The sequence below is a fragment of the Staphylococcus sp. 11511212 genome, assembly GCF_011394755.1.
Classification (GTDB): Bacteria; Bacillota; Bacilli; order Staphylococcales; family Staphylococcaceae; genus Staphylococcus; species Staphylococcus chromogenes.
Map to the genome: position 1 here is coordinate 458,522 of NZ_JAANBQ010000003.1, position 12,160 is coordinate 470,681.

Genomic DNA, 12,160 nt, shown 5'->3' on the forward strand with positions numbered 1-12,160 from the left:
TTTTTCTTATATTAAGAACTTCACCTTTGCCGACAGTTTTTTTATGTTTTTTTCAGTGAGTGTTATAACCTAAGTCAAAGGTCAAAAATTTGATGATGTGAAAGTATATATATGAACATAAGAATAGAAAAATGAACTCCGCTTATAAACAGGCGGAGTTCAATGTTATGATCAACTATATAATTAATGTGCGCTAATATGTCTCAAGTGGAGATGAATCTCTTATCCCTTAAACTCATATTACTCATTATGCTTGATAGTTGTTGAGCTATAATATTGAGATGAATTTACCTCCAATATTAATGGAATACGATTTTTTAATTCTGTGACGTGTGAAATAATACCGACTAGTCGACCACTTGCTTGTAAGTGTATCAATGTATCTAGCGCTGTTTCTAATGTTTCTTGATCTAACGTACCAAATCCTTCATCAATAAACATTGCATCCAGTGAAATCCCTCCTTGTTCATTTTGAACGACTTCACTAAGACCTAATGCTAATGCTAAAGAAGCCTGAAAAGTTTCCCCACCAGAAAGAGAAGTAATATGTCGCGTTTGATTAGAATAATAATCGTAAACTTCGATTTCAAGACCGCTATAACCTCTACCTTTATCCCCTTTACGAACCAACTCGTAACGTTGTCCTGTCATATTAAGTAAACGCTTATTTGCCGATTCTAAGATATGTTCTAAATAATAAATCAACACATAGTTTTCTAATGTTAAATTTTGCTGATTTTTCCCAGAAATGACTTCTGCTAAATGGAATAGTGAACGGTGTTCAGACATCGCTTGTTGAATCTCATTCAATATTTGCTCAATTTTTTGTGTTTTAACTTTATTTTGTTGAATTTGAAATTGAGTTTCATTGAATTGTTGTGTGACATCCGCAAGCTTTTCTTGAACAGATGTATACTCATTTTGTAAAGTTTCAAGTGGTTGTTTGGGGAGCTCTTGCAATTTTTGATATACGGATTCTTTTTGTGCAGTATATTTTTGAAGTGCTTGATGATACTGTTGCACACGCATTTCTAATGCTTGAACTTCATGAGCTTCAGTCATTAATTGTTCCAATTCTGAAACTGACTTTATATTTAATTTTTTCATTTCTTCATGAAGTGTTGAATTTAATTTTTGTTCTTGCGCTTGAAGTGAAGTCGCACGTTCTCGTTGATGTTTTAAATCATTTTCAAATATATTGTAGTGACCCTGAAGTTCTTGTACTGCATTTTTTAATTCTTCATAAGTTTTTGTAAAAACGTTAACTTCTAGCTCCATTTTTTCATAAGTTGATTTGAAGTCATCATACTGATCAAAATCAGTATCGTCTTTAAATTGTTTTACTTTTTGCATGGCCATCTCAAGTTGATATTGATTCAACTCAATGTGTTGTTTCAATTCTTGATATTGTGCTTCTTGCTCTTGCTTTTTCGTTTTAAGCTTTTCAAAATTTAATTTTGCTTCCGCCATTTCTTCTAACTGTTCTTCGCATTTATTCTTTAACACCGTTAGTTCTCTCTTTTTTGATTCAACATTTTGCACATCTTTTAACGTTTCAAGCTGAGATTGAATTTGTTCTAACGTTGCTTTCTTCTTAATTAATTGCTTTTCAATTTGACGCAGTTGCTGGTCTATGCCATCATTTTCTTTTAGTTTTTCCCTCAAGGGTTCAACTTGGTGGACTGCATCTAATTCATGAACAATTTGACCACAAACAGGACACGGTTCGGCTAATTGTATCTCTGATTGTAACGTTTGAATCATTTTATCATGTGACAAGATGGATTGATCTGTTTTAGAAAATACATGCTTTTTCTCTTCCAGCTGTTTTGTCTTAATTTCCAGTTCATCAATTTCACTTTTAAGTGATTTTTGTTCGGTTTCATGTTTAAGTTTCAATTGATATTGTTGTTCAGTAAATTCGATTTTTTCTAACTCAGTTCTTAAACTAAAATGATGCTCTTTCAGACTATCCATTTGCTCGAAATCAAATGTTTGGTCTTTATATTTTTCCATCGTGCGTTGATATTGTTGTTCTAAATCAGTCAAATCCTTTTGTGACTGTTTAATTTTATTGCCCAAAGCATTTTGCTTTTCAAAAGCCTTTTGCATCTCACGCTCGTTCTGATAGTAATAATGCGTGTTCTTAAGTGTTTGTGTTTTTATATCTATTTCCGTTTGTTGTGAATCTAACTGCTTGAGCTGCTTTTGCTGTTCATTCATCTTATTTTTAAGCGCTTCACTTTTACTTTGAAGCGCTTTAATACTAGATTCATTGGTGGCGTGTTCTTTTTTTACTTCCTCTCGCTCATTTAATGTATGTAATGCGAACTGACTTTGTTTTAATATATGAATTTTTTGTTCTAATTGCTGTATTTGTTCTTTTTCAGTCTCTAACGAAGTCAATTGTTGTGTGACTGTATTGTACTCTTGTTGTAGTTGTCGTCTTAAAGTTTCTTGATCCAAACATTCCTGTATATGTTTTAATTGTTTTTCGAGTTCTAATTTCTTTTGAGATAAGCGTGATATCTTTTGTTCTCCAATCGCTTCAAAGATAGGAATGACCTCACGAATTTTTTCGTGCTGATGGATATCTATGTGTCGATATTCATTTAAAGTGTCGTCTTCTAAAGTATAGAGATCATGCCAATATGTCTCCAATTTATTTGAAGTTTTATCCATTTCATTTTGAATAGACTTCGTTTTTTCTTTTAGTTCATTTTTTAAATCTTCATACATTACTGTATTAAAGAGGGTTCTTAAAATCGATTGTTTATCCTGACTTTTAGAAACTAAAAATGATTTAAACTCACCTTGAGGGAGGATAAATAACTGCCTAAATTGATCCACTTTAAGATTCAATAATTCTTGTAAAAATTGATTGCCTGCATTGATTTTACTTTCAAGCAATATCTCTTGATTATTTTTGTATTGATAAACTTCAAGAATCCCTTTTGTTTCACTTTTTTTATTCGGTTTTGTAAAAGCGGCCGTACGTATCACTTTATACCGTTGTTGATGAATTTCAAATTCATAAGTGACTTTTAATGGCAATTCAGGTGATGCAAAATGGCTACGCAATTGAGCAACTTCACGAGAAGTCGTTGATGCTCTGCCATACAATGCATAGACGATCGCATCAAAAATCATTGTCTTTCCAGAACCTGTTTTTCCACTAATTAAAAATAGTTGATTCGTTTGAATCTGCTTAAAGTCGATAGATTCATTCAAAAAAGGACCAAAGTTTTCAAGTTTTAAGAATAACGGTCTCATCTTACTGCTCCTCTCCGTAATGATTCAAAAACGATGTAATGTTTTTTTCTTGCACATCATCAAGAGATTCCTCAGTTAAATCTTTATAAAATGAATTCACAATTTCCATAGGCTTCATTTTTTTTATATTCTTTGTCGCGCGCTCTTGTGATGAAATCTCTTTCACTTGTTGCGTTAAAGCAAGCGTATTCGGAAATTGTTGCTTCAATTGTTGCATAGGGTCTTTCACAAACTCTAATTCAGATAAATGAAAATGAAAATAATCTTCTTGATGATCAAATGAAAATTTACCATGTATGGCATTATGAAATGACGTCTCCACAAAAGAGAGTTTTCTTTTCGGCATTAATTGTATAAATCGTTGTGTCATTTCATCATCTAAAATTTGAAAACATCGAAAACCTTTAGGCTGGTTCACTTCAGAAAATGAATATTGTAGTAAAGAACCACTATAATAAATATTGCTTTGATTTAAAGCGAAAGGGTGATGAATATGACCTAACATGACCGCATCAAATCCCTCTAAAATGGAGGGGGCGACACTTTCAATTGTCCCCACTGTAATCTCTCTTTCAGAATCGCTTTTTGGTGCACCATACACTGTAAAATGCCCCACTAAAATATTATGAAATGATGCATCAAGTTTTGGTTTAATCATAGCAATCAATTGTGCTACAGCATCTTCGTAAGTCGTGAGCGTGACATCTAAATATTGACGTGCTTCTGCAAGTGTAAAAAATGGCATTGTAAATATTCGCACGTTACCAAATTGAATAGGATTTAGAAAATCTTCAATTTCTGTACGGATAAATAACTCATTTTTTTGAAACCAGTTGGAACCGTATCTTAAACGTGCTTTTCCATCATGATTACCATTTATGATCACAGTAGGAATACCCAATTCAATATTAATTTGCGCAATGGTTTCCTCCATCAATGTAATGGCACGTTTACTCGGCATAGAGGTATCAAAAATATCCCCTGCAATAATGACCACATCTGGACATTCTTTCTCTACTTTTTTGATAAATTCATCTAATATATAAGATTGATCTTCTAGAAAAGATTGGCCATTTAATACTTTTCCTAAATGCCAATCAGCTGTATGTATTACTTTCATATCCTCACCCCAGAACGTTTGTTCTAATAAATTTTATTAAAGTTTTTTCCAATACGCAAGCAAAAACCGAGCAAAGTGAATCACAGAACATCATCGTCAACTGTGAAGTTTGCTCGGCACACAATGAACTTATGCAATCATAAATTATAAAGATTGCGCTAAATTTCGTTTGATTTTGTTATATCGTTGTAGCATAGCGATGCGCCACGGCACCAACATACTAAATGCTAAGAGGAAAAACATCCCTGCTAACTCACCTGGATCAACTGAATTTCCAATAAAGACTTTTAAAAGCGTTCTAAGAATCAGTAAAGAAATTAAAATCACTGGAAAAGCTTTTGATTTTTTTAAATATATACGTTCATCTTTGACTTCAAAATGAGAAGTTAAAATTAACACTGATGAGAAAATGACTCCTAAAATCACTGATTCTAAAATCTCTGTCCCAGTCAATCTAAAATAGGGGACTACGTACATTAAAGCACCAGTAGCCATGAAAAATGGGGGTAAAATTATTTTTTTTGCATTTACTGGATACTTTTGCGCCTTCATACGTATAAAAATCACCACTGCCCCCATAAAAAAAGCGACTAAAATAGATAGTACTAAATACGTCATGAATACGTCTCCTTTAACAGTTAACCCTTAATATGCGTATTATATCATATTCAAACTCATAAATAACTTCAGGTAACCTCAAAAAAATCAAAGGAAAAATGTTACCTGAACCAAAATAGCAAGGAATTCAGAATTTTTACAAACTCTTGAATCCCTTGCTATTAGTGCGTTTAAGGATATTAAATCTTTTTATCCATATTTTTATTCATCATTGTCATCATTTGGTTAATCTTTTTCTGAGATGGTTTTTGACCCATTTGCATCATCATCATACGTAACATTTCTTCATTAATAGGTGGATTTTTCTTCAAATAATCCATCATATATTTACGCGCGAGAAAGAAACCACCCACAAGTCCAATGATAAGTGCAAGTACAATTAATAAAATTGCCAACCATGTAGCCATTATTTCACCCACTTTCTCTATCCTTTTGCATTTTACTAAAATTAATACAAGTTTTCAAGGTCATTCTAAATATTCACAAAGCCGCATCTCGTCAAATTGCTTTTCAATATTAATTTCTTCCTAAAAAATAAGAAAGATGGAATGATGTTATCAAATGTAAGACATCATTCCATCTCTATATTTCTCACTTTTGATTTCTATAAATATATTAAAGTTAATCGTTAAACAAGAGCGTGGTCTTTGATATTAGCTTTATATTTAATAAGCCTTAAAGTGACTCAATTTGAGATAAAATATTTTCTTTAGTAAAGCCATATTTTTCTACAACTAAATCACCAGGAGCACTTGCGCCATATCTGTCAATACCAATGACTAGGCCGTTCATACCCACATATTTGTGCCATCCTAATGTCGCAGCCATTTCAACAGCTACTCGTTTAGAGACTTCTGGCAATAATATTTCATCTTGATATGCTTTTGATTGTGCTTCAAATGCATTCCAGTTTGGCATTGATACTACACGTACACCTTTGCCTCTTTGTTCTAAATCTTTAGCAACCTCAATCACTAAGCTCACTTCAGAACCTGTTGCCATGAGGACATATTCAGGACTTTTCTCTGTTTCATAAACGACATAGGCACCTTTGCGTACGCCTTCCTCAAGTTTAGATTCTTCAACATCTAAAACAGGTAAACCTTGTCGTGTCAATACTAATGCAGTTGGTGTACCATTAGATTCTAATGCGATTTTCCAAGCTACACGTGTTTCATTCCCATCAGCTGGTCGAATCACATTTAAGTTTGGAATCGCACGTAGACCTGCCAATTGTTCGATAGGTTCATGCGTTGGTCCATCTTCACCCACTGCAATGGAATCGTGTGTAAAAATGAATGTTGAACGTAATCCCATGATAGCAGAAAGTCTTAATGCTGGTTTGAGGTAATCACTAAATACAAAGAAAGTTGCTCCATAAGGGTGTAAACCACCGTGTGCAGCCATACCATTAACCGCTGCTGCCATTGCAAATTCACGCACACCAAACCATACGTTTTTGCCAGCGCCCTCTTCAGCAGAGAAATCGCCTTCTGCCTTCACGTTAGATTTATTAGATGAAGCTAAGTCTGCTGAACCGCCAAAGAACGAAGGAACAGTTTCAGCTAATGCTTGAATCACTTCACCAGAATCAGCACGTGAAGCCGCTTTATGACCTAATTCGAAACGTGGAAGTTCTTTATCGTAACCTTCTGGCAACTCACCAGCGATTGCTGTTTTGAATTCTTTAGCTAATTCAGGATACTTTTCAGTATAAGCCTCTAAATCTTTTTTCCATGCTGCTTCATGTTCATCTGCACGTTGGATCATCGTTTCATTAAATATTTCATAGACACTGTCATCAACTTGGAAAGTTTGTGACGGATCTAATTCATAGTTTTTAAATGTTAATTCACGCTCATCTTCGCCAAGTGGTGATCCATGTGAACTGTTGCTGTTTGATTTGTTAGGAGAACCATAACCAATAATCGTTTTAACTTCGATAATTGTAGGACCTTTTTGAGATTTTGCTTCTTCGATGGCTTTGTTAATTTCATCCATATCATTGCCATCTTTTACAAGAATATGATTCCAACCGTATGCTTCAAATCGTTTTTTAATATCTTCTGAGAATGATTTATTCGTTTCACCATCTAATGAAATATTATTCGAATCATATAAAGTAATTAATTTGTCTAACTTAAGGTGACCTGCTAAGGATGCAGCTTCATGAGAGATACCTTCCATAAGGTCTCCATCAGACGCCAAAACATACGTATAATGGTCAACAACAGAAATATCTTCCTTGTTAAATTTTGCTGCTAAGTGCTTTTCAGCCATAGCCATACCTACTGACATTGCAAAACCTTGTCCAAGTGGTCCTGTTGTAATTTCTACACCTTTTGTATGGTGATATTCTGGATGACCTGGTGTTTTGGAATCCCATTGTCTAAATTGCTTGAGCTCTTCTAACTCTAAACCACCAGACACGTGAAGTAAGCTATATAATAAAGCTGAGCCATGACCTGCTGACAACACGAAACGATCACGGTTAAAATACGTATTAGAATTTGGATTGAAATTTAAATGTTGTGTCCAAAGGGTATATGCCATTGGCGCAGCACCCATCGGTAATCCTGGGTGCCCTGAATTTGCTTTTTCAATTGCGTCGATACTGAGGGCACGTATCGTATTTACTGCATGTATATCTTTTTGTCCAAACATATTATGACTTCCTTTCTATTCGCTACTAGAGCTATTATACCTTATAAATGTGAATAATATCTAAAATTTCACAAGATTTTTACTTTCCACGCGTGTGGTTCTTTTTTTGAATCTCTTTTAATTTATCAGGTGTAACATCATTTCCTTCTGGATCAATGACTTTCGTGTGTTCAATTTGATCTTTGAAACTATTACGAAACGTCGTTAAATATTCACTTCTTAATTTTGATTGTTCTTTCGCTTCAGCTTCAGTCAATCCTTCATTTTTCTTTTTCTTAGCCAATGCATTGATGCGATTTAATTTATCTTGACTCAGCATATTAGTAAACCTCCGTCATTATTCTCTACAAAATATAACAGAAACGCCTTATAAAACCAAACACCACGACTTAATCCGTAGTATATAAAAAGGACAATGTAACCGTTTATGACTCAGTTACATTGCCCTTCGTAATTTTCCAAAAATCTCATGCCTCATTTTTATATGACTTGCCCCCTAAATTCTAGTAAGTGCATCAAAGATGTTTAAACAAATTGAATAAAGATTTTATCTTAAACTTACTGCGAGAACACTCTGTTGGTCGTTTGCTTTTTGTTCGTATTTTTGAACCTGTTCGGATGAGTTAGATTTAATTTGATGGTCTGTCATTTCGTACGTTTGTTCTGTATATGCTGTTTGGCTCGCCATTATAAAAAAGACAAAAAAGAGAACCATAGAAGCAATAAAAACAGATAAATATAGATATAATTCATTTAATTTAGTTTTAATCATAATCAACATCTCCTAGAACATTTGTTTGTGTTATCACTTTAACAGAACGAATGTTCTATGTCAATACTAAAACGAACAAATGTTTGTTCTGTTCGGATAACTATGCTATAATGTACATAAATCAAGCAAAGGAGTGCTCACATATGAGAGAGTTAACAAAAAGACAAGAAGAAATATTTGAGTTTATTAAGCATATTGTTCAATCGAAAGGTTATCCACCAAGTGTTCGTGAAATTGGAGAAGCTGTAGGGTTAGCTTCAAGTTCAACTGTTCATGGTCATTTATCTCGACTTGAAGAAAAAGGATACATTCGACGTGACCCTACAAAACCTAGAGCTATTGAAATTGTGAGCGAACTTATGGGGGACCCAGTTAATATGGAAGAAACGATTTATGTTCCAGTTATTGGGAAAGTTACTGCTGGTACTCCTATTACTGCAGTAGAAAATGTTGAAGAATATTATCCTTTACCAGAACACTTCACCTCTACTCACAATGGGCAAATCTTTATTTTAAATGTTGTCGGTGATAGTATGATTGAAGCGGGTATTTTAGATGGTGATAAAGTCATCGTGAGAAGTCAAACTATAGCAGAAAATGGAGATATTATCGTTGCGATGACTGAAGATGATGAAGCGACTGTTAAACGTTTTTATAAAGAGAAAAACCGCTATCGTTTACAACCTGAAAATAGTAGCTTAGAACCCATTTATCTTGAAAACGTTACTGTTTTAGGAAAAGTTGTAGGTCTATTTAGAGAACTTTAATTAAAACATCTCCTTTGCTAAATAAACAAAACCACCCGTGTGAATGGGTGGTTTTTTGGTTCTATGTTAAAAAGCGCAAAGCGGGAAATACCGCCTTACGCTTCTTTCTTTTGTAGTATTTCTTTAACGCGTTCTAATATATCTTCGTTTTGTTCATCTACTTCTGATATATTCTGTGTTTTTTGGTTATCATCTTTCATCTTATCAACCTCATTTGATTGATAATTTCCCATATCGTACAAATTTAAACATTAACCCGTATAGTTTTCTGTCCAGTAAGGTTGTTTCTTAGTATTAAAAGCAACACCTACGCCTAAAGTCGTTACGTTTCCATGTAAAATATTCTTACGATGTCCTGCAGAATTCATTAATCCTTGATGGGCAAATATTGCGCTTTGTTGTCCGTAGGCTAGATTTTCTGCAGCTGCATTGAACTGATGATGATCATTTTTCATACGATCAAAAGGTGACTCCCCTTTTAAGTTAGTATGATCAAAATATTGATGCTCAGCCATGTCTTCACTATGTTTGCGTGCGGTATTTGAAAGTGAATCAGAGGATTTTAACGTGTTCAATCCATTTTGCACACGTGTCGCATTCACAAGATAAAAGTCCATCTTTTCATAGCTTTTAGCTAAACTTGTAGATGGGGCGGCATATTGATTTTGCAAGCGATTTTCCATATCTTTGCTGACTTGTAAGAGCGCCGTTAAATGGTTGTTATTATACTTGTCATAAAATGCCGTCGTGTAAATGTTATCTTTGTCAAATACATCATATTCGTCATTATTTTGACGATATATCGTATTTCCTTTTCGAATTTCCTCTAAAGGTTTACCAAGTTTTTCACGAACAACGTCTTTAGGTGTATTATATTTGATTCCAGACTTAGAAGTAATAAGATTTTGATTACTAAATAGACCATGTACTTTACCATCAATATAACTTACTAATACAAAATCTCGGTAATCTTGATGGTAGACATACCATTTTGTCCCATACTCATTATCTAAAGTATCTACCGGGGAACCAAGTTGTGTTTCTACCTCTTTTTGCGTCATATTCATTTGGATATTTCGTACTGCAAAGGATTGTTGCTTTGGTGTTTTTAATTGCGTGTGTGACGTGTTACCTTCTACAATATGGTCTACTTTTTCAGTAAGTGGTCGTGTAAATTGATGCATCGCTTCAGTGGGTTGTATAGGTACAGAAAGAATCAGTATACAACCTAGGATTAGAAATGATAAAAATGATCTAATAGAAATCCACTCCTATATTTAGTCTCTATCGCCGTTAAAAATTGAATTTCTCACTACCACATAATCCACTTTACGTAAAGCATCAATATCCTTGCCACCTGCATAAGAAATTGAGCTTTGTAGATCTTCTTGCATCTCGATAAGGGTATCTTTAAGAGAACCTTTATGTTCGACAAACATTTTTTTGCCTTCTACATTTTTACGTTCTCCCTTTTGATATTCCGAAGCACTACCGAAATATTCTTTATATTTCTTCCCATCGAGTTCTACAGTTTCGCCAGGTGATTCGTCATGAGCAGCGAAAAGTGAACCAATCATCACCATTGAAGCACCAAATCGTACGGATTTAGCAATGTCTCCATGCGTTCGAATCCCTCCATCAGCGATAATAGGCTTACGTGCAGCTTTACTACAGTGATTAACAGCAGCAAGTTGCCATCCACCTGTACCAAAACCTGTTTTAATTTTTGTTATACAAACACGTCCAGGCCCTATACCTACTTTTGTTGCATCCGCGCCAGCGTTTTCTAATTCACGCACCCCCTCAGGTGTCCCTACATTACCTGCAATAACAAACACATCAGGAAGTAATTTTTTGATATGTTGAATCATCTCAATTACTTGATCTGAATGACCATGTGCAATATCAATCGTAATGTATTCAGGAGACAAGTTAGCATCTTTTAGCGACTCAACGAACTTAAATTCTCCTTCTTTAACACCCACTGAAATAGATGCGAATAAGCCTTTTTCCTGCATTCTCTTTACAAAGGGTAAACGTGCAGCTTCATCAAAACGATGCATAATATAGAAGTAATCATTCGCCGCAAACCACTCTGCAAGGGTCTCATTCATTACCGTTTGCATGTTCGCAGGCACGACAGGTAATTTAAATCGTCTTGGTCCAAATTGAATGGATGTATCAATTTCTGAGCGACTCTTTACAATACTTTTGTTCGGTATAAGCTGAATGTCTTCGTAATCAAAAATTTTCATTAGTCTAATCTCCTTATTCACAATATTCCAAAAGATAATATACTATCTATTGGACATATTGTAAATAAAAGGTGCTTACCAACTTGATTTTTTTACGCCAGGAATTTGACCTTTATGTGCATGTTCTCTAAATGCAATACGAGACATTTCAAATTTACGCATAACTCCTCTAGGACGACCTGTCACTTTACATCTACGTGTGAGACGTGTTGGAGATGCATCTCTTGGTAATTTTTTTAAGCCTTCATAATCTCCTTTCGCTTTTAGTTCACGTCGTAACTCCGCGTATTTAGCAACCATTGCTTCACGCTTTTGTTCTTTGGCAATTTTAGATTTTTTAGCCATATATATTCTCTCCTTCGATTTCAAATCGTAATATTTACGATTTAAATGATAGCACATCCTTTCTTTAGGAATCAAGTCTGTTTTATTATTTTCATTATAATAGAAAGTAAATTTATATTGGCAAATGGCCAAAAACGTGCTAAAATAACAAATCGTAATAGTTTCAATTTAAAAGGAGGTCGACCCTATGCGCGTTAATGTAACATTAGCATGTACTGAATGTGGTGACCGTAACTACATCACTACGAAAAACAAACGTACGAATCCTGAGCGTATCGAAATGATGAAATATTGCCCAAGATTAAATAAACATACGTTACACAGAGAAACAAAATAATCTCTAAAC

12 protein-coding genes are annotated in these 12,160 nt (G+C 34.3%); 2 read left to right on the forward strand and 10 right to left on the reverse strand.

Annotated features, from left to right (window positions below; genetic code table 11):
• Positions 1-240 precede the first annotated feature (240 nt).
• The 7 genes from sbcC to sosA all read right to left on the reverse strand — a co-directional run bounded on the left by sbcC (position 241) and on the right by sosA (position 8,447).
• Positions 241-3,273 (reverse strand): exonuclease subunit SbcC, encoded by a 3,033-nt coding sequence (sbcC, locus tag G8Y84_RS03665; protein WP_103158882.1) that lies wholly within the window; start codon positions 3,271-3,273, stop codon positions 241-243.
• 1 nt (position 3,274) lies between these two features.
• A complete protein-coding gene (gene sbcD, locus G8Y84_RS03670; RefSeq protein WP_037573512.1) occupies positions 3,275-4,393 on the reverse strand; it encodes an exonuclease subunit SbcD in 1,119 nt (372 codons plus the stop codon).
• Positions 4,394-4,537: 144 nt separating this feature from the next.
• The gene (locus G8Y84_RS03675; protein ID WP_037573510.1) at positions 4,538-5,011 is read right to left on the reverse strand and encodes a CcdC family protein; all 474 of its coding nucleotides are present in this window, start codon (positions 5,009-5,011) and stop codon (positions 4,538-4,540) included.
• 179 nt (positions 5,012-5,190) lie between these two features.
• The gene (locus G8Y84_RS03680; RefSeq protein ID WP_210433439.1) at positions 5,191-5,418 is read right to left on the reverse strand and encodes a YneF family protein; all 228 of its coding nucleotides are present in this window, start codon (positions 5,416-5,418) and stop codon (positions 5,191-5,193) included.
• A gap of 268 nt (positions 5,419-5,686) precedes the next feature.
• Complete coding sequence (gene tkt, locus G8Y84_RS03685) at positions 5,687-7,675, reverse strand: transketolase (protein ID WP_037573506.1); 1,989 nt, start codon at positions 7,673-7,675, stop codon at positions 5,687-5,689.
• A gap of 79 nt (positions 7,676-7,754) precedes the next feature.
• Positions 7,755-7,994 (reverse strand): DUF896 domain-containing protein, encoded by a 240-nt coding sequence (locus G8Y84_RS03690; protein ID WP_037573504.1) that lies wholly within the window; start codon positions 7,992-7,994, stop codon positions 7,755-7,757.
• 228 nt (positions 7,995-8,222) lie between these two features.
• Positions 8,223-8,447 (reverse strand): DNA damage-induced cell division inhibitor SosA, encoded by a 225-nt coding sequence (gene sosA, locus G8Y84_RS03695; RefSeq protein ID WP_037573496.1) that lies wholly within the window; start codon positions 8,445-8,447, stop codon positions 8,223-8,225.
• Positions 8,448-8,590: 143 nt separating this feature from the next.
• Between sosA and lexA the strand changes: the two genes are divergently transcribed.
• Positions 8,591-9,214 (forward strand): transcriptional repressor LexA, encoded by a 624-nt coding sequence (lexA, locus tag G8Y84_RS03700; RefSeq protein WP_037573494.1) that lies wholly within the window; start codon positions 8,591-8,593, stop codon positions 9,212-9,214.
• A 251-nt stretch (positions 9,215-9,465) separates the two neighbouring features.
• On the opposite strand, the gene G8Y84_RS03705 is transcribed toward lexA, so the two are convergent.
• The 3 genes from G8Y84_RS03705 to rpsN form a co-directional block, all read right to left on the reverse strand.
• Complete coding sequence (locus G8Y84_RS03705; RefSeq protein ID WP_105962796.1) at positions 9,466-10,398, reverse strand: CAP domain-containing protein; 933 nt, start codon at positions 10,396-10,398, stop codon at positions 9,466-9,468.
• Positions 10,399-10,491: 93 nt separating this feature from the next.
• Positions 10,492-11,469 (reverse strand): GMP reductase, encoded by a 978-nt coding sequence (gene guaC / locus G8Y84_RS03710; RefSeq protein WP_037573492.1) that lies wholly within the window; start codon positions 11,467-11,469, stop codon positions 10,492-10,494.
• A gap of 75 nt (positions 11,470-11,544) precedes the next feature.
• Complete coding sequence (gene rpsN, locus G8Y84_RS03715; protein WP_037573490.1) at positions 11,545-11,814, reverse strand: 30S ribosomal protein S14; 270 nt, start codon at positions 11,812-11,814, stop codon at positions 11,545-11,547.
• Positions 11,815-12,001: 187 nt separating this feature from the next.
• On the opposite strand from rpsN, the gene rpmG reads away from it, so the two are divergent.
• On the forward strand, positions 12,002-12,151 hold the full coding sequence (rpmG, locus tag G8Y84_RS03720; protein ID WP_014613994.1) for a 50S ribosomal protein L33: 150 nt from the start codon (positions 12,002-12,004) through the stop codon (positions 12,149-12,151).
• Positions 12,152-12,160: the final 9 nt, after the last annotated feature.